The sequence below is a fragment of the Pseudomonas sp. Irchel 3E19 genome, from assembly GCF_900187585.1.
In the GTDB taxonomy this organism is placed as follows: Bacteria; Pseudomonadota; Gammaproteobacteria; order Pseudomonadales; family Pseudomonadaceae; genus Aquipseudomonas; species Aquipseudomonas baetica.
In genome coordinates this window covers 25386-43966 of the sequence record NZ_FYDT01000052.1, presented here as the reverse complement: position 1 = coordinate 43966, position 18581 = coordinate 25386, and the positions used below count along the sequence as shown (strand labels likewise).

At 60.1% G+C, this 18581-nt stretch carries 16 protein-coding genes; all 16 read left to right on the top strand.

What is annotated here, in order from left to right; translation table 11 throughout:
- Positions 1-939: 939 nt before the first annotated feature.
- Positions 940-1713, top strand: coding sequence for a glucose-1-phosphate cytidylyltransferase (gene rfbF / locus CKW18_RS24570; RefSeq protein WP_095191164.1), 774 nt, complete (start codon positions 940-942; stop codon positions 1711-1713).
- Positions 1695-2777: a CDP-glucose 4,6-dehydratase gene (gene rfbG / locus CKW18_RS24565; RefSeq protein ID WP_095191163.1), complete on the top strand. Its 1083-nt coding sequence runs from the start codon at positions 1695-1697 to the stop codon at positions 2775-2777. The genes rfbF and rfbG overlap by 19 nt, the downstream gene beginning before the upstream one ends.
- Complete coding sequence (locus tag CKW18_RS24560; protein ID WP_095191162.1) at positions 2774-3334, top strand: dTDP-4-dehydrorhamnose 3,5-epimerase family protein; 561 nt, start codon at positions 2774-2776, stop codon at positions 3332-3334. The genes rfbG and CKW18_RS24560 overlap by 4 nt, the downstream gene beginning before the upstream one ends.
- Positions 3331-4557 (top strand): class I SAM-dependent methyltransferase, encoded by a 1227-nt coding sequence (locus CKW18_RS24555; RefSeq protein ID WP_095191161.1) that lies wholly within the window; start codon positions 3331-3333, stop codon positions 4555-4557. Before CKW18_RS24560 ends, CKW18_RS24555 begins: the two co-directional genes overlap by 4 nt.
- Positions 4554-5405, top strand: a complete 852-nt coding sequence (locus tag CKW18_RS24550) for an NAD(P)-dependent oxidoreductase (protein ID WP_095191160.1) — start codon at positions 4554-4556, stop codon at positions 5403-5405. The genes CKW18_RS24555 and CKW18_RS24550 overlap by 4 nt, the downstream gene beginning before the upstream one ends.
- Positions 5402-6472, top strand: a complete 1071-nt coding sequence (locus CKW18_RS24545) for a class I SAM-dependent methyltransferase (RefSeq protein ID WP_095191159.1) — start codon at positions 5402-5404, stop codon at positions 6470-6472. Before CKW18_RS24550 ends, CKW18_RS24545 begins: the two co-directional genes overlap by 4 nt.
- Before the next feature lie 17 nt (positions 6473-6489).
- Positions 6490-7227 (top strand): cephalosporin hydroxylase family protein, encoded by a 738-nt coding sequence (locus tag CKW18_RS24540; protein ID WP_095191158.1) that lies wholly within the window; start codon positions 6490-6492, stop codon positions 7225-7227.
- A gap of 55 nt (positions 7228-7282) precedes the next feature.
- A complete protein-coding gene (locus CKW18_RS24535) occupies positions 7283-10204 on the top strand; it encodes a TIGR00180 family glycosyltransferase (protein ID WP_095191157.1) in 2922 nt (973 codons plus the stop codon).
- 23 nt (positions 10205-10227) lie between these two features.
- A complete protein-coding gene (pseB, locus tag CKW18_RS24530; RefSeq protein ID WP_095191156.1) occupies positions 10228-11229 on the top strand; it encodes a UDP-N-acetylglucosamine 4,6-dehydratase (inverting) in 1002 nt (333 codons plus the stop codon).
- Complete coding sequence (gene pseC, locus CKW18_RS24525) at positions 11226-12389, top strand: UDP-4-amino-4,6-dideoxy-N-acetyl-beta-L-altrosamine transaminase (protein ID WP_095191155.1); 1164 nt, start codon at positions 11226-11228, stop codon at positions 12387-12389. Before pseB ends, pseC begins: the two co-directional genes overlap by 4 nt.
- Positions 12390-12395: 6 nt before the next feature.
- Complete coding sequence (gene pseF, locus CKW18_RS24520) at positions 12396-13091, top strand: pseudaminic acid cytidylyltransferase (protein ID WP_095191154.1); 696 nt, start codon at positions 12396-12398, stop codon at positions 13089-13091.
- Entirely contained in the window at positions 13088-14518 is a 1431-nt protein-coding gene (gene pseG, locus CKW18_RS24515) for a UDP-2,4-diacetamido-2,4,6-trideoxy-beta-L-altropyranose hydrolase (RefSeq protein ID WP_095191153.1), read from the top strand. The genes pseF and pseG overlap by 4 nt, the downstream gene beginning before the upstream one ends.
- Positions 14515-15567 carry a pseudaminic acid synthase gene (gene pseI / locus CKW18_RS24510; RefSeq protein WP_095191152.1) on the top strand — a complete coding sequence of 351 codons (1053 nt, stop codon included), beginning with the start codon at positions 14515-14517 and terminating at the stop codon, positions 15565-15567. Before pseG ends, pseI begins: the two co-directional genes overlap by 4 nt.
- 226 nt (positions 15568-15793) lie before the next feature.
- Positions 15794-16720, top strand: coding sequence for a ketoacyl-ACP synthase III (locus CKW18_RS24505; protein WP_095191151.1), 927 nt, complete (start codon positions 15794-15796; stop codon positions 16718-16720).
- A gap of 88 nt (positions 16721-16808) precedes the next feature.
- A complete protein-coding gene (locus tag CKW18_RS24500; RefSeq protein WP_095191150.1) occupies positions 16809-18098 on the top strand; it encodes a motility associated factor glycosyltransferase family protein in 1290 nt (429 codons plus the stop codon).
- Positions 18095-18361: a hypothetical protein gene (locus CKW18_RS24495; protein WP_095191149.1), complete on the top strand. Its 267-nt coding sequence runs from the start codon at positions 18095-18097 to the stop codon at positions 18359-18361. The genes CKW18_RS24500 and CKW18_RS24495 overlap by 4 nt, the downstream gene beginning before the upstream one ends.
- Positions 18362-18581: the final 220 nt, after the last annotated feature.

The window sequence follows — 18581 nt, the reverse complement described above, 5'->3', positions numbered from 1 at the left end:
TGGAAAAACGCTATGAATCAGTTTGCGATTTTGTACGGAGATCGATTCATCAGGTCAAACTGGTGAAATGAAGGCCTGCCTAACGGCAGGCCATTACCAGCCCGCACACAAAAAATCTGACACTCTCCAAACGCCCCAAAGGAAGCAAAGGTCTTTACCCTGACGTTCGGCCCCTCGCTGAGGCTCGGGGTTCCTTCGCTCCGGGATTGATCCGGGCGCATCGCCTCCGGTTTGCTTCGCTGCACCTCCTCTCGATGTGCTTGGCTTCGCCAAGCGGTCGCTGCGCTCCCACCCCCGGATCAATCCCTCCACTCAGCCTGCCGACGGGCCTTTCAAGGTCAAAAGCTGCACTCGAGCTAACGCTCATTGTGTTGAGTGGTGAAGATCAAGAGCGGTACTCGAGCTGGCGCTCATTGTGTTGGTTGGTGAAGATCAAAAGCGGTACTCGAGCTAACGCTCATTGTGTTGAGTGGTGAAGATCAAGAGCGGTACTCGAGCTAACGCTCATTGTGTTGAGTGGTGAAGATCAAGAGCGGTATTCGAGCTAACGCTCATTGTGTTGAGTGGTGAAGATCAAGAGCGGTACTCGAGCTAACGCTCATTGTGTTGGGTGGGGCGGCTTCGCCGCTTGGGTCTTACACAGCTCTGAACGGTAGGAGCCAGCCTGCTGGCGATGGCGGCCTGACAGTCGATCAGGTTCTGTCAGGCTGTCGCGATCCAACTGTGGGAGAGCTGCAACTAAACTAACGCTCATCCTGTTGAGTGGTGGGGGCAGGGGTTATGGAGCTGGCGCGTTTCCTGCAAGTCCACCGCAAATCGCCATAAAACGAGCGCTCGCGGTCATCCCGCCGGCGCCCGCTGCGGCAAAAGGTTTAGCCAGAAGGCCTGCACAGCTCAAGCAAGCTGCACGCAGCCCGGTGACGAACGAGAGGGGAGACGATGAAGGCAGTTATTTTGGCGGGTGGCCTCGGCACGCGCATCAGTGAAGAGTCGCACCTCAAGCCCAAGCCAATGATCGAGATCGGCGGCAAGCCAATTCTCTGGCACATCATGAAGCAGTATTCCGCTCACGGAATTCACGACTTCGTGATTTGCCTGGGCTACAAGGGGTACGCGATCAAGGACTTCTTCGCCAACTACTTCCTGCATACCTCTGACGTCACCTTCAACATGCGCGAAAACCGCATGGACGTGCATCAGAACTACAGCGAGCCTTGGAGCGTCACGCTCATCGACACCGGCGAGGAAACCATGACCGGTGGCCGTCTTCTGCGCGCTGCCCGTTACCTCCAGGACGAAGAAGCGTTTTGCTTCACTTATGGCGACGGCGTTTCTGACATAAACATCGCTCAACTGGTGGATTACCACAAAGCTCACGGCCGCCTCGCGACCGTCACCGCCGTGCAACCGCCGGGTCGTTACGGGGCCCTTGAGCGCCAAGGCGATCAGGTGCTTGGTTTCACCGAAAAACCACGTGGCGACGGTGGCTGGATCAACGGCGGTTTCTTTGTGCTCTCGCCCAAAGTGCTGACGTATATCACCGATGACGCCACCACTTGGGAAGCCGAGCCGCTGGCGCGTCTGGCGCAGGACGAACAACTGAAAGCTTTCGAGCACGAAGGCTTCTGGCACCCGATGGACACCCTGCGTGACAAGAACCATCTCGAAGCGCTGTGGATGAGCGGGGAGGCCCCATGGAAGCAATGGGCCTGAGTGCGGATTTCTGGCGTGGCAAGCGTGTGCTGGTCACCGGTCATACGGGTTTCAAGGGCAGTTGGCTGACCCTGTGGCTGCAAAGCCTCGGCGCGCAAGTCAGCGGTTTTTCCCTCGATCCGTCGACCGAACCGAGCCTGTTCGAACTGGCGCGAGTCCATGAAGGCATCAATGATCAGCGTGGCGATCTGCGTGATCTCGGCGCCTTGCTGGAAATCATCGCCGACACCGAGCCGGAAATCGTCCTGCATCTGGCGGCCCAGCCGCTGGTGCGTGAAGGCTATCGCGATCCGCTCGGTACGTATTCCAGCAACGTGATGGGCACGCTGAATCTGCTTGAAGCGATTCGTCAGGTCGGTTGCGTGCGCGCCTGCGTGCTGGTGACCACCGACAAGGTCTACGCCAACAAGGAATGGCTGTGGCCGTACCGTGAAGACGAAGCCCTCGGTGGTCACGATCCGTACAGCAGCAGCAAGGCTTGCTGTGAACTGTTGGCGCAGTCTTACGCCGCGTCGTTTTTCCCGGCGGACAAGTACGCTGAACACGGCCTGGCCCTGGCCACGGCGCGTGCCGGCAACGTTTTGGGCGGCGGTGATTTTGCGCCTGAGCGCTTGATTCCCGACGTGCTGAAAGCCTGGACTGCGGATGAGCCGGTAACCCTGCGTTACCCGCAAGCCGTGCGCCCGTGGCAGCACGCGCTGGAGCCGCTGGCCGGTTATCTGCAACTGGCTGCCGGCCTCTACGAACAAGGCCCGCAATACGCCGGTGCGTGGAACTTCGGGCCGGGCGAGGCCGACATGTGCAGCGTCGGCGAAGTGGTCGAGCTGCTCGCCAGTCGCTGGCCACAGGCGCGCGGTTTGCGCATCGAAAAAAGCGAACTGCACGAGGCGGGTCTGTTGCGCCTCGACAGTAGCCGCGCCCGTCAGGTACTCGGCTGGCAGCCGCGCTGGACCTTGCAGCAGTGCCTGACCCAGACCCTCGACTGGCATCTGGCGTGGCAGAACGGCGATGACATGCGCCGTGTGACCCTCGGCCAATTGAACCTGTACCGAGGCGCGCTGTGAGCGAGTTTTCCCTGAAAGCATTGCCGCTGGCCGGACTGTTCAGCGTCCAGCACAAGCGTTTCGAAGATCAGCGCGGGCACTTCGCCCGGCTGTTCTGTGAAGGCAGTCTGAGTGCGTTCGGCAGCGAATTTCATATCCGTCAGATCAACCATTCCTGCACCCGCGAGAAGGGCAGCGTGCGCGGTCTGCATTATCAAAACGCGAATGCGCCGGAAGCCAAACTGATCACCTGCCTGCGCGGTGAGGTGTGGGACGTGGCGGTCGATCTGCGTCCGGACTCCGCGACCTTCTTGCAATGGCACGCCGAGCATCTCAAGGCCGGCGACGGTCGCAGTCTGTTGATCCCGGCCGGGTTCGCCCACGGTTTCCAGACGCTGACCGAAGACGCCGAATTGCTTTACCTGCACAGCGCCGATTACGCGCCAGAGCACGAGGGCGGTCTGTCGGTGAACGATCCACGGCTGGCGATTGCCTGGCCGTTGCCTGTCAATAATTTGTCAGCGCGCGATTCCAGCCATTCCGCGCTTGATCAACACTTTGCTGGAGTGCGTCTATGAACTGCCGTGGGTGCGCCGCACCGCTGAGCTTGCCGCTGATCGACCTCGGCACCTCGCCACCGTCCAATGCCTACGTGCACGCCGATCGACTGGAGCAGGCCGAACAATGGGTGCCGCTGAAAGTCGCCGTGTGCCAGCAATGCTGGTTGGTGCAGACCGAGGATTACACTCGCGCCGACAGCTTGTTCGACGCTGAATACGCCTACTTCAGTTCGTTTTCCAGCACCTGGCTGGCGCATGCCGAGCGCTATGTCGCCGAGATGGTCGAGCGTTTTGGCCTGACGGCTGACAGCCGCGTGGTCGAAGTTGCCGCCAACGACGGTTACCTGCTGCAGTACGTCGCCGGTCGCGGCATTCCGTGCCTGGGCGTCGAGCCGACCCGCAGCACCGCGCAAGCGGCGCGGGAAAAAGGTCTGGAAATTCGTGAACTGTTCTTCGGTCGCGACACCGCTGCGCAGCTGAAAAGCGAAGGCTGGGGCGCTGACCTGATGGCCGCCAACAATGTGCTCGCGCATGTGCCAGACATCAACGATTTCCTGGGTGGTTTCGCAGCACTGCTCAAGCCTGCCGGTGTGGCCACGTTCGAATTTCCGCAACTGCTGACGCTGATGGCCGGCGCGCAGTTCGACACGCTGTATCACGAGCACTATTCCTATCTGTCGCTGACTGCCGTGCAGACCCTGTGCGAGCGCAACGGTCTGGAAGTCTTCGACGTCAGCCAGTTGAGCACTCACGGCGGATCGCTGCGCGTGTTCGTCCAGCGCAAGGACGGTGAGCGGCGCGCAGTTCAATCTTCGGTGCAGCAACAGTTGCAGGCCGAACTCGATGCCGGGGTTAAAACCGCCGAGTACTACGCGACCCTCGCGCCTGCCGCCGAACGCATCAAGCACGATCTGCTGCGCTTCCTGTTGCAGGCCAAGGCTGACGGCAAACGCGTGGTCGGCTACGGCGCCGCCGCGAAGGGCAACACCTTGCTCAACTTCGCCGGGGTCAAACCCGACTTGCTGGCGTGGGTGGCTGATGCCAACCCGCACAAGCAAGGCAAGTTTCTGCCGGGCAGCCGCATCCCGATTGTCGCGCCGGCGCAGATCGATATCGAGAAACCGGACTATGTGCTGGTGCTGCCGTGGAACCTGCTGCACGAAGTCAGTCAGCAACTGGCGCAAGTGCGTCAGTGGGACGGCCGCTTCGTGATCGCCGTGCCTGAGTTGAACGTGCTGTGAAAGTCCTCGTAACCGGCGCTACGGGCTTCGTCGGTCGGCATCTGGTCGGCGCATTGCTGGCACGCGGCTGCGCCGTTCGTGCGGTGGCGCGTAACGCAGAAACCGCGCAAGGCATGCCGTGGATCAACGACGTCGAGTTCATCGCAGCGGATATTCACGCGCACGATCTGGATGCTGTCGCGTTGACTGAGGGTGTCGATGCGCTGGCGCATCTGGCTTGGCCGGGCTTGCCGAACTATCGGGCGCTGTTCCATTTCGAACACAACCTGATGGCCGACTATCGCTTTATCAAAGGCGCGGTCGAGGCGGGCGTGAAGCAAGTTCTGGTGACCGGCACCTGCTTCGAGTACGGCATGCAAAGCGGCCCGCTCAGTGAACAGACTAAACCACAGCCGAGTAATCCATACGGCCTGGCCAAACACACCTTGCAGCTGTTTTTGCAAAACTTGCAGCAGGAGCATCCGTTCACGTTGCAGTGGGCGCGGTTGTTCTATCTGCATGGCGAAGGGCAGAACCCCAACAGCCTGTTGGCGGCGCTGGACCGGGCGATCGATGCCGGTGACGCGGTGTTCAACATGTCGGCGGGTGAGCAGTTGCGCGACTTTTTGCCGATCAACACCGCAGCCGATTACCTCGCGACGATCCTGCATCAACGCGACTTTGACGGCGTGATCAATTGCGCCAGCGGCCAACCGGTATCGGTGCGCGCGCTGGTCGAACAACGCCTGCGTGAACGCGGCAAGTTCATCGAATTGAACCTCGGCCACTACCCATACCCGACCCACGAACCGCTGGCGTTCTGGGCGGTGACCGAGCGTTTGCAACAGTTATTGGGAGAGCCGCAATGAGGCACGAGTTGTATCGGGTCACCGACCTGCCGGTCCTGCAAAACCGCACTTTTGCCGATGCCGAATCGGCGCAAGCCTCGGCCAGCGCCGACATGTTGCTGGTGCAGGACGAGCGTAGCGGTTTGATCTTCAACGCCGCGTTCGACGCCGACAAGCTCAGCTACGACGCCGACTATCAGAACGAGCAGGCGCATTCCGGCCAGTTCCAGAAACACCTGAGCGACGTTGAAGGGATCATCGCCAAGCACTTCAAAGGCCAGGAGCTGATCGAAGTCGGCTGCGGCAAGGGCTATTTCCTGGAGTTGCTCAAAGGCCTCGGCTACTCGATTACCGGCATTGATCCGGCTTACGAGGGCGAGAATGCCGACGTGATCAAGGCACCGTTCACTCGCGGGCTTGGCCTGGCGGCGGACGCCATCGTGCTGCGCCACGTGCTGGAGCACATCGAGGACCCGGTGAGCTTCCTCTCGGTGATTGCCGAAGCCAATCAGGGCGGGCAGATCTACATCGAAGTGCCGTGCCTGGACTGGATCCTTGAGCACAAGGCCTGGTTCGACCTGTTCTACGAGCACGTCAATTATTTCCGCCTCGATGACCTGCGCCGCATGTTCGGCACGGTGCACGAGGCTGGCCATCTGTTCGGTGGCCAATACCTGTACATCGTCGCCGACCTTGCGACGTTGCGCCTGACGCCGGAGCAACCGGTGCCACGCCTGACGCTGCCTGAAGGTTTCACCGCCAGCCTCGACCGCGCGGTGCAGATCATTCAGGCCGCGCCCGAGCAAGGTTCGGCCATCTGGGGCGCGTCCTCCAAAGGCGTTATCTATTCGCTGTTCCTGCAACGCGCCGGCGTGGCGGTGGATCGCGTGGTGGATATCAACCCGGCCAAGCAAGGGCGTTATCTGCCGTTGAGCGGTGCCCGGGTGTCCTCGCCGCAAGAGGCCATGGATGCGTTGCCCGAAGGCGCCAACCTGTTTGTGATGAACTCCAATTACCTCGAAGAAATCAAGCGGATGACCGGTGGACGCTACGTCTATCACGCCGTCGATAGCGCTTCGTTCCAGTGACCATTGAGACTTTGAACATGACCGACAACAGCATCAACCAAGCCTTTGAAGCCGAATGCCGCGAGCAGATCGCCCAGCAGGGTGACGATCAGAAACTCACCGGCCTGGCCCGTGATTTCTTCAACGAATCGGCCAAACACAAGTACAGCTACCACTTCTCGTGGATGGGCCGTCCGATCATTCAGCTGCCGCAAGACATGATGGCGATGCAGGAGATCATCTGGCAGGTCAAGCCCGATCTGGTCATCGAGTGCGGCATCGCCCACGGCGGTTCGATCATCTACTACGCCTCGTTGCTGGAGCTGCAAGGCCACGGCGAAGTGCTGGGTATCGACCTCGATATTCGCCCGCACAACCGTGAAGCGATCGAAAGCCACCCGATGGCCAAGCGCATCAAGATGATCGAAGGTTCGAGCATCGATGCGGGCATTGCTGCTCAGGTGCAAGCCTTAGCCAAGGGCAAGAAAGTCATCCTGGTGCTCGACTCCAACCATACCCACGATCACGTCCTCGAAGAGCTGCGTCTGTACGCACCGCTGGTGTCAGTCGACAGCTACTGCGTGGTCATGGACACCGTGGTTGAAGACATGCCGGCCGACTTCTTCCCGGATCGCCCGTGGGGCCCGGGCGATAACCCGAAAACCGCAGTGTGGAAGTACCTGGAAGAGAACAAGGATTTCGAGATCGACCAGCAGCTGCAAAACAAGCTGCTGATCACCGTGGCGCCGGACGGCTATCTGCGTCGCGTTCGTTAATACGCAACATCACCAAAGCGTTATTTCGGCGAGTCGCCGGTTGTGGAGAGAAGTTATGCAAGGCAAGTACAGTTCTGAACCAGCGCTGCCGCTCAATGAGCTGTTGACCGTGGTACTGATTACGCACAATCGGCCGGCGTTTTTGCGTCGGGCCGTGAAGTACTACAGCAGCTTGCCCTGCACAATCATGGTTCTGGATTCCACACCCGAGCGACCTGAAGGCGATTTTTCTGCGGTCGATTACCACCATGTGCCGCAGTTCGCTTACTGGGGCATGCAAGCCAAACTGGCCTACGGCGTGGAGCAACTGACCACGCCGTACATGGTGCTGGCGGCCGATGACGATTTCATCCTGCACGACTCGCTCGTCGAGTCCGTCGGCTTCCTGCAAGCCAACCAGGATTACGGCATGTGCCACGGTTATTGCCTGATGTACCTGACGCAGGCCAATAGCGTGAGCTACTTCCGCCGCGACAAGAAGGTCCAGGAAGACTATTGCGCCGAGCGGGCGCAGGATCGGGTCATTGACTACATGAGCCAGTACATCCCGCCGTTTTATGCGGTGACCCGTACCGACTTGATGAAAACCTGGCATTCGGCCTTGCCGCCGGGCACCAACTTTCAATGGCAGGAAATCGGCCACGTCTACTTCCTGCTGGCCAGCGCCAAGGCACGCATTCTGCCGATGCCTTACGTGGTGCGCGAGATCAACTATGGCGTCTCCGAGCACAACACCGATGTGTATCACTCGCTGACCTATGTCGACGGCAAATCGCGCGCCGAGCGCGAAGCGTTTGCCGAATTCCTCGTTTCGTTGCCGACCGCCATCGAAGGGCTGGATGCAAAACAGGCCAAGGCGTTTGCCCTGGAAAGTTTTGAAGCGATGGCCGACAGCCTGAAATCCCGGCGCGCGCTGACCGCGGAGCTGATTTTCGAGTCTTCCTGGAATCAGGAGACGAAGGTCCCGGATCGTCGTTTCGGCCCGCTGCAGTACGTCGAAATGCCGTTCTACAATCAGGCGTTCTTCGACCGCCTGGAGCAGTTCGAGTTCATGCTGCACACCATGCCGGCCGGACGCCTTCAACTGGAAGGGCTGGAAGGTATCTGGACCCGTCAGGCGCATCTGTTGCAGGCGCGCAACAACGATACGCCGGAAAGTGTGGTCGACCGTTTGTGGCAGGCCCATGACCTCAATGCGTTCAACCAGACCCTGGTCAAGCGTCTCGCGGCGCAACTGGACACCTTGGGCTTGGGCGACGACGAAGCGGCGCAAGCCATGAACGAATGGTTGGCCCGCCTTGAAGCACTGACCGTCGATGATCAGCAAGCGATGTTCGACAACATGCAGTCCGGTCGCCTGCTCAAGTGGCTGGCGACCCGCGCGCCTGCCGAACAACAGGGCAAAGCGATTGCCGAGCGCCTGGCGGCCAATGGCGGCGGCCCGCAGTTCGGTGTGTTCCTGCTGGATCTGGACAACGACATCGACAAGTTGCAGGTCTCGCTCGACAGCCTGCTCGAAGGGCAATGCAAGTCATTCAAGATTGTCGTGTTCACCACCGGCGAAGCGCCGGCGGCGACCACTGCGCAAAACACCCTGCACTTTGTCCGCGTCACCCCGGGCAACTATGTCGACAAGCTCAACCAGAGCGCCGCGCAATCCCCGTGCGATTGGTTGCTGCTGGCTCGGGCGGGTGATGAGTTCACCGCCAGTGGTCTGCTGCGCGCCAGCCTTGAATTGCTTTCGTCCGAAGGCGTGCGCGCAGTGGCCAGCGATGAAATTCAGCGCAAGGACGGTGGCGCGCTGGTTGATGTGTTCCGTCCCGGTTTCAATCTGGATCTGTTGCAAAGCGTTCCGTCGTTGATGGCACGCCATTGGCTGGTGCGTCGCGATGTTCTGCTGGAGGTCGGTGGTTATCAGGCCGATTTCAGCAAGGCGCTCGAGTTCGATCTGCTGCTGCGCATCATCGAACAGGGTGGCCTCGACGGTCTGGCGCATCTCGATGAGCCGCTGCTGATCACCCAGGCAACGGAGCTGGAAGAGAACGACCACGAGCGTCAGGCGTTGCTGCGTCATTTGGGCAATCGCGGTTACAAGGCCAAGGTCACCTCGAATCTTCCGGGTACCTGGCAGGTCGATTACCGCCACACCGAACAGCCAATGGTTTCGATCATCCTGCCTGTGATCGACGATCTGCAGGTGTTGCGCCGCTGCCTGGACGGCGTGCTGCTCAGAACCCGCTATAGCCGTTTTGAAGTGTTGCTGGCTGCCAACCCGAATCAGTCGGCGGCAGTCAACGATTGGCTGGGCACGTTGCGCCATCCAAAGGTGAATGTGCTGCGTGCCGATCAGCCGCTTGGCGAAGTCGCGCTGTACAACGCCGCCAGCGAGCAGGCTCAGGGTGACTATCTGGTATTGCTGGCCGCTGACAGTGAAGTCGTCAACCCGAACTGGGTCGACTCGCTGCTCAACCATGCCCAACGTCCGGAAGTCGGTATCGTTGGTGCCAAACTGGTGGGACGCGACGGCAAGATTACCCACGCCGGTCTGATTCTCGGCTTGAACGGTGGCGTCGGCTCAGCCTTTGTCGGCGAAAAACACAACCACAAGGGTTACATGCAGCGCCTGGCGGTCGAGCAGAATTATTCGGCCGTGTCGAAAGTTTGCCTGATGGTGCGTAAAGAACTGTTCAACGCCGTTGGCGGTCTGGACGAAGTGACCTTCGCCAACGGCTTCAGCGATGTCGATCTGTGCCTCAAGGCCGGTCAGGCCGGTTACCTCACGGTATGGACGCCATTGGTGCAGGTGCTGCATGACGGCGTGCAGCCGCAAGCCCCTGAGGCGCTGGCGGCATTGCGTGAGAAGTGGAGCGGCGCTTTCGCCCAGGATCCGGCTTACAACGCCAACCTGGCTCTCACCGGCAAAAGCTACACCCTGGCTGAAAATACTCCGCTCCATTGGTCGCAGTTGCTCGCTTAAGTCCGCCGGACAGGAATCAGCACATGTTCAACGGTCAATCGATTTTCATCTCCGGCGGCACCGGCTCGTTCGGGCGCAATTTCATCCGCCGCCTGCTGGAGCAATACCAGCCCAAACGGGTGGTGGTGTTCTCGCGCGATGAGCTTAAGCAGTACGAAATGCAGCAGACGTTCAACGCGCCGTGCATGCGTTACTTCATCGGTGACGTGCGTGACGCTGACCGTTTGCGTCAGGCCATGCGCGGCATCGACTACGTGGTGCATGCTGCGGCCTTGAAACAGGTGCCGGCGGCGGAGTACAACCCGACCGAATGCATCCGCACCAACGTCAATGGCGCAGAAAATATCATCGCGGCGGCCATCGATAACGGCGTGAAGAAAGTCGTCGCGCTGTCTACCGACAAGGCTGCCAGCCCGATCAATCTGTACGGCGCAACCAAGTTGCTGTCGGACAAATTGTTCGTCGCTGCCAACAACATTGCCGGTGAACAGCAAACCCGTTTTGCCGTGGTGCGCTACGGCAACGTCGCCGGCTCACGTGGCTCGGTGGTGCCGTTTTTCAGCAAGCTGATTGCTGATGGCGCTACGGAGTTGCCGATCACCGACGAGCGCATGACGCGGTTCTGGATCACGCTGGATCACGGCGTGCAGTTCGTACTCGACAGCTTTGCGCGCATGCACGGTGGCGAGGTGTTCGTGCCGAAGATTCCGTCGATTCGCATCGTCGATCTGGCCCGGGGCATGGCTGAGCATCTGCCGCACAAGAACGTCGGCATCCGTCCGGGGGAAAAACTTCATGAGTTGATGGTGCCGCTGGACGATGCGCGGATGACCCTTGAATTCGAGGATCACTACACCATCCAGCCGTCGATTCGCTTCACCAGCATTGATGTCGATTTCGCTGTCGACAAACTGGGCGAGCAGGGGCGGCCGGTGAGTGAGGACTTTGAATATCGCTCCGACACCAATGCGCACTATCTCTCGGTCGGGCAGATCGCCGAGCTGCACGCGAAGCTCTCGACATGATTCCCTACGGTCGGCAGAGCCTTGATCAGTCGGACATCGATGCCGTTGTCGACGTGTTGCAGTCCGACTGGCTGACCCAGGGGCCGACCATCGAGCGCTTCGAGCAGGCCATGGCCGAGCGCTGCCAGGCGGATTTCGCCGTAGCGGTGTGCAACGCCACAGCAGCGCTGCACATTGCCTGTCTGACCGCTGGGCTTGGCCCCGGGGATCGCTTGTGGACGACGCCGAACACGTTTCTGGCCTCGGCCAATTGCGGGCGTTACTGTGGCGCAGATGTCGATTTCGTCGACATTGATCCGCTGACGTGGAACCTCGATTCATTTGCGTTGGCAGCGAAGCTGGATCAGGCCGAGCAGGACAGTACCTTGCCAAAGGTACTGGTGGCGGTGGCTTTTTCCGGGCAGAGCTGCGATATGCGCAAGATCGGCGAACTGGCCGAGCGCTACAACTTCACGGTGATCGAAGATGCCTCGCACGCCGTGGGCGCCAGCTATGCCGGACGTCCGGTCGGTTGCGGTGAATTTGCGGCGATGACCGTCTTCAGTTTCCACCCGGTGAAGATCATCACCAGCGCCGAGGGTGGCATGGTGCTGACCAACCGCCCAGCGCTGGCGGAACGCCTGCAACGCTTGCGCAGCCACGGCATGACTCGCGATCCGCAACAGATGACCGAAGCCAGCCATGGCCCCTGGTATTACCAGCAGATCGAGCTGGGCTTCAATTACCGGATCACCGATCTGCAAGCCGCATTAGGCTTGTCGCAGCTTGGCAAACTGGACGATTTCATTGCGCGCCGCCGCGAATTGGCGGCGCGTTACGACCGACTGCTGGCGTACTTGCCGGTGACGCTGCCGAGCGCCCAACCCGACGCGGAGTCGGCGTGGCATTTATACGTGATTCGTTTACAGACCGATCGCATCAATCTCAGTCACCGGCAGGTGTTCGAAGGCTTGCGTGCGGCCGGCATTGGCGTGAATCTGCACTATATTCCCGTGCATTTACAGCCCTACTATCAAGCGCTCGGTTTCGCCGAGGGTGACTTCCCTGAAGCCGAACGCTATTACAGCGAAGCGATCAGCCTGCCGATGTTTCCGCTGCTGAGCGATGAGCAACAGGATCATGTGGTCGAGCAGTTGCGAAGACTGCTTGTTGAGGAATAGGACACGATGAGCAACGTTGCAATCATCCCGGCCCGTGGGGGCAGCAAACGCATCCCGCGCAAGAATCTTGCGCTGTTTGACGGCGTGCCGATGATTGTCCGTTCGATCCGCACTGCGTTGGATTCAGGCCTGTTCGATCAGGTCGTGGTCAGCACCGATGACGCAGAGATTGCCGACGTTGCGCAAGCTCATGGCGCGCAGGTGCCGTTCCTGCGCCCGGCGGAGCTGGCCGATGATTTTACCGGCACCGCCGCCGTGATCGTGCATGCCTTGCAGCGACTGCCGAGCTTCGATTACGCCTGCTGCGTGTACGCCACCGCGCCGCTTTTGCAGGCGCGCTATCTGCGCGAGGGATTCGAGTTGCTGGAGCAGCATCCAGACCAGTCCTTCACCTTCTCCGTGTGCAATTTCGGCTTTCCGGTGCAGCGTGCATTGACGCTGGACGGACAGGGCGCGCTCACGGCGTTGTACCCGGAGTTTCGTAACACCCGCTCGCAGGATCTGCCCGAAGCGTTTCAGGATGCCGGCCAGTTTTACTGGGGGCGGCGTGATGCGTGGTTGCGCGGCGAGGAGGTCTACTCGTCGGCCAGTCTACCGGTGATTTTACCCCGGCATCTGGTGCAGGACATCGATACGCCTGAAGACTGGAAACGTGCCGAATACCTTTACGCCGCGCTCAAGGCCGGCGGAGAGTTGCAATGAGAATCCTGATTCGCGCCGACGCCTCGCCCACCATCGGCAGCGGCCATATCGCCCGCTGCCTGACGCTGGCGCGGGTGCTGCGCAAGCAGGGCAGTCATGTCGCGTTTGCCTGTCGGCAGTTGCCGGGGCATCGACTCGATGCATTGCGCGCAGAGGGTTTCGAAACCTTCGCGCTGCCCGATCTCTACCCCGATGAAGACCCGCAGCAGGCCATCGAGTCGATGCTGCCGTGGCAGGCCGACATCGATGCGCTGGACGTGCTGCTGGAAGATCACGCCGAATTCGACTGGATCATCGCCGACCATTACGGCCTCGATCATCACTGGCAGACCGCCGCACGCCGTTGGGCGCCGCGCATCGCAGCCGTCGACGATCTGGCGACACGGCGTTACAGCGTTGATTTGCTGCTCAATCAGAATCTGTCCGGACTCAGCGAAAACTACACGCCGTTGTTGCCTGAAGGCTGCCGTACTTTGCTCGGCCCGCGCTATGCCATGTTGCGTGAGGAGTTCAATTGCCCGGCGATCGAAATCAAACCCCAGGCCCGGCGAGTGCTGGTGAACTTTGGCGGTTTCGACGCGGCGATGCAGACCCATCACGCGATGTTGGCGTTGGCCGATTTTACTGAACTTGAAGTGGACTTCGTCGCCGGTGCCGACAACCCGGCGTGGGCGCAGATGCAGGCACTGGCCGAGACACGGCCGAACTGGCACCTGTACAGTTTTGTCAGCGATTTCCAGCAGCGCATGACCGAGGCCGATCTGTTTATCGGCGCCGGCGGCGGCACCAGTTGGGAGCGGGCAGCGTTGGGTTTGCCGACGATCTGCATCGCGGTGTCGAACAACCAGCAGGTCAATGGCGAGGTGATGGCGGCAGCGGGCGCGCATGTATTCATGGGCGCGCGCGAGCAGATCAGTGTCGAGCAGTTGCGTGATGCAATTGGCTTTGTTGCCGGCAATCAGTATTTGCGTCGGAGCCTGGCGGAGCGTTCGCGGCAACTGGTCGACGGTCGCGGCGCATGGCGAGTCGCGGCGGCTTTGGCCGGTGCGGTACTCAAGGTGCGTGCGGCGACGCAGGACGATACGCCGCTGTTGCGTGATGGGCTGAACACCCGTTTGCACCATCCACAGCGCCTGGTATTGATCGCCGAGGCTGATGACGGCCCGGTCGGTGTGTTGCGCTACGAGTTGCGCGGCTTTGAAGCCGAAGTCTCGCTGTATCTGTTTGAAGGGCGATTCGGCCTTGGCTGGGGCAGGGCGCTACTGGCGCGTGGCGAGTCGTTCGCCGCCGCACACTGGCCGCAATTGAACGCCATCACGGCGCAGGTGCTGCCGGGCAATCACGCTTCATTGAATGTTTTTTGCGACGCCGGCTTCACCCGGAATGCCTGCGCGTTCATCAAGGTTTTGAAGGAACACCGTTCATGAGCAGTTTCAAGATTGGCGACCGTCTGATCGGTGCCGACGCGCCGCCCTTCATCATTGCCGAGATGAGCGGCAACCATAACCAGTCGCTGGACGTGGCCTTGCAAATCGTCGAGGCCGCCGCCAAGGCCGGCGCCCATGCCTTGAAGCTGCAAACCTATACGGCCGAGACCATGACCCTGGATCTGGCCGAGGGCGAGTTTTTCATCAAGGACCCGGGCAGTCTGTGGGCGGGGACTTCTTTGTATGACTTGTACGAGAAGGCCCATACACCATGGGAATGGCATGCGCCGATTTTCGCTCGCGCCAAAGAGCTGGGGATGCTCGCGTTCTCGACGCCGTTCGATGACACGGCGGTCGACTTTCTCGAAAGCCTCGACGTGCCGGCTTACAAGATCGCCAGTTTCGAAAACACCGATCTGCCGTTGATCCGCCGTGTCGCCGCCACCGGCAAGCCGCTGATCATTTCCACCGGCATGGCCAGCATCGCCGAACTCGATGAAACCGTGCGTGCGGCCCGCGAGGCCGGGTGTAAGGATCTGGTGTTGCTCAAGTGCACCAGTACTTATCCCGCGACGCCGCGTAATAGCAACGTGCGCACGATCCCGCATCTGCGTGAGCTGTTCGGTTGCGAGGTGGGGCTGTCTGACCACTCGATGGGCGTCGGCGTGTCGGTGGCTGCGGTGGCGTTGGGCGCGACGGTGGTGGAAAAACATTTCACCCTCGACCGTTCGGCGGGCGGCGTGGACGCGGGTTTCTCGCTGGAGCCTTCAGAAATGGCCAGTCTGGTGCTGGAAACCGAACGTGCGTGGCAAGCGTTGGGTCAGGTTCAATATGGCTCTACCGAAGCTGAACTCAAGTCGGTGGTGTATCGCCGTTCGCTGTACATTACCGCCGACATGGCCGCGGGTGACCTCTTTACGCGGGACAATCTGCGCGCCATTCGCCCAGGCAAAGGTCTGCCGCCCAAGCACACCGATGCAGTCCTGGGGCGTCACGCTCGCGGCCCGATCAAGCGCGGCACGCCGCTGGATTGGTCGTTGGTCGAATAAGCCGATCTGCAAGCGATTCGGCAAAATCGCGTGACCTGCGAGTCATAACGCGCATCTTCACTGTATTGTATTGATCGGGGAGATGGCGCCTGGCCCGCTTTTGGTTCCAGTGATAGCCCTTTGCGCTCCCCGTGGCTGCCCGTTGTGGCGGCCGTTTTCTGTTTGTCGGCGCCCCTCAAATCCTTGCGAGCGGTGGTCTTGGGCTGTTTTTTATTGGGAAGCCGTAATGATTGGCATAAAAGGCATTGCGAGCTACGTTCCTGTAGCCGGCGTGGACAATTACGCACAAGGTGCAAAATTCGAGAAGGATGAAGAGTTCATCCTTGGCAAGATCGGCTCGGCGTTCCTGCCGCGCAAAGACGCTGAACAAGAAACCTCCGATCTGTGCGTGGAAGCAGCCAATGCGCTGTTTGCCAGCAACCCAGAGCTGAAACGTGAATCGATCGACGCACTGATCGTCGTCACTCAGAACGGTGACGAAGAAGGCCTGCCGCACACTGCCGCCATTGTGCAGGACAAACTCGGCTTGCCGACCAATGTCGCCGCGTTCGATATTTCTCTGGGTTGTTCCGGTTACGTCTACGGCATCTACGCGATCAAGGGCTTCATGGAAGCCGCAGGTTTGAAGAATGGTCTGCTGATCACCGCTGACCCTTATTCGAAGATCGTCGATCCGGAAGATCGCAACACCACCATGTTGTTTGGCGATGCCGCCACTGCGACCTGGATGGGCGAAGATCCGACCTGGGCATTGGGTAAAGCCAAATTCGGCACCGACGGTTCCGGCGCGCCACACCTGAAAGTGACCGATGGCGTGTTCTTCATGAACGGTCGTCAGGTGTTCAACTTCGCGCTGCTCAAAGTCCCGGCGCATTTGCATGAACTGCTCGACGATTCGGGTTTGATGGCCGACGATATCGATGCCTTCTGCATTCACCAGGGCAGTGCGGCGATTGTCGACGCCGTAGCGCGACGCTTCGAAGGCGAGCCTGAGAAGTTCATCAAGGACATGGTCGAGACCGGCAATACCGTTTCGTCGAGCATTCCGCTGCTGCTGGAAAAACACGTGATCGATTCCGACTGGCAGCGCATTGCACTCAGTGGTTTCGGTGTCGGTCTGTCGTGGGGCTCGGCGATTATCTATCGCCCTTGAGCCTGAGTAAAAACGGCGGATACAAAAATAGCGTTCAAGGTTAACCTTGAACGCTATTTTTTTTGCCTGAAACGGAGCGAAAGCCGTCATGAGCGAGTTTTTCCAGGCCAATGCCGAGGTCCTTCAGCGACGCTGGCCGGCGCTGTTCGAGCGATTGATGGCTGAAGACAGTGCGGCGATAGAAGCCGGGTTGGTACAGGGCCTGGGTTCGACGCTGAGTGTTGGTGGCATTCAGCTCACCAGTCGCCATGACCGACTGCATGAGGCCCAGGTCCAGGCCGCCAGCCTGGCGGACAAAGCGCACTTGCATGTCTATGGCACCGGCCTTGGCGATTTGCCCACTGTCCTGCTGCAGCGTGACGGTCTTGAGCGTCTGTACGTGCACATTCTCAACGGCGCGCTGTTCGCGCTGGTGGTGCAACTGCTCGATCAGCGCCAGTGGCTGGAAGATCCGCGTGTGCAGTTGTTCTACGCCGGCGATCTGTCCGATATCCGCACACCGTTTTTTGCCTTGCCTGCCGAGATGCTGCTGGCCGATGACTTCAACGCGAAGATCCGTGATCGGCTGGTCAATGAAGTGCATTTGAGCTTCAACAATCGTGAATTCGATGCGCAGTCGCCGTTCATTCAACAGCGCTTGCAGGAATGCCTGCCGGTATTGCTCGGCGATGACGATGTGGCGCAATTGTTCGGCACTTGCACCGATCGGCAGATCTACGTGATCGGCACCGGGCCGACGCTCGAAAGCCACTTTGAGCGACTGGCAGCTCTCCAGCAGCACGCGGATCGTGCGCTACTGATCTGCGTCGACACCGCTTACCGACCGCTGCGTGAACGCGGGATCGTGCCGGACCTGGTGGTGACCATCGATCAACGCATCGGCTTTCGGCATCTGCCGTTCGAGCAGTCCGATGGCATCCCGCTGGTGTACTTGCCCATGAGTGATCCCGAGGTTTTACGCGCCTGGAAAGGCAAGCGCTATGGTGGCTATTCGGCAAGTCCGGTGTACGCGCAATTGCGCGAGCAGTATCCCCGTGGGCTGTTGCATGTCGGTGGCAGTGTGATTCACCCGGCCGTGGATCTGGCGGTGAAAATGGGCGCGACGCGCATCACTCTGTTTGGCGCTGACTTCGCCTTCCCGATGAACAAGACCCATGCTGGCTGGGATGACGGCGAATTGGGGGCGGGGGTGAGTCAGGCGCGGCACTGGGTGCGCGATGGCAATGGCCAGAAGGTCAGCACTCAACTGAACTTCCGTGGTTATTTGTGTGTGCTGGAGCGTTATATCGCCGCGCATCCGCACGTGCAGTTCTTCAACAGCAGCCGGGCGGGTGCGCTGATTGTCGGGACCCAGTTCAATCAGGAGTTCGTGCAATGACGGCGATGGAAAAGTGCATCGGCGAATGCCGCCAGTGTGCGCGACTGTTTCGATTGGGACGTGACGTCGAGGCGGCGTTGATCATGGTCGACGTGTTTGAAGGTGCACAGCATTTGCTTCAGGGCGCGCCTGCAGATGTCCAGACGTTGTGGGCGCAGATACTCACGCAAATGCTCGACTGCCAGGAGCGGCAGGATTGGTTGGGTCTGGCTGATTACATGGAATACGAACTGCTCGAGCTGCTGCAAAGTGTGCCGGCCTGAGGGCGGGCAACCGCACTGGCCCGCAGGTTTGCGTGGCGGTCGGTTTTATGGCGTCAGTTTTTCGTGCGGTGGGGGCGGCTAAGCCCTTGTTTTCTCTGGGGTGGCAGGGTGATGGCAAAATTTTTTTAAAAAGCCCTCAAGCAACCTGCAAACCCGACGATAACTATTACGAAGGTTCTCTAGGCCATACCCGGCGGTTGCCAGGGCCGGAAGCCGCAGT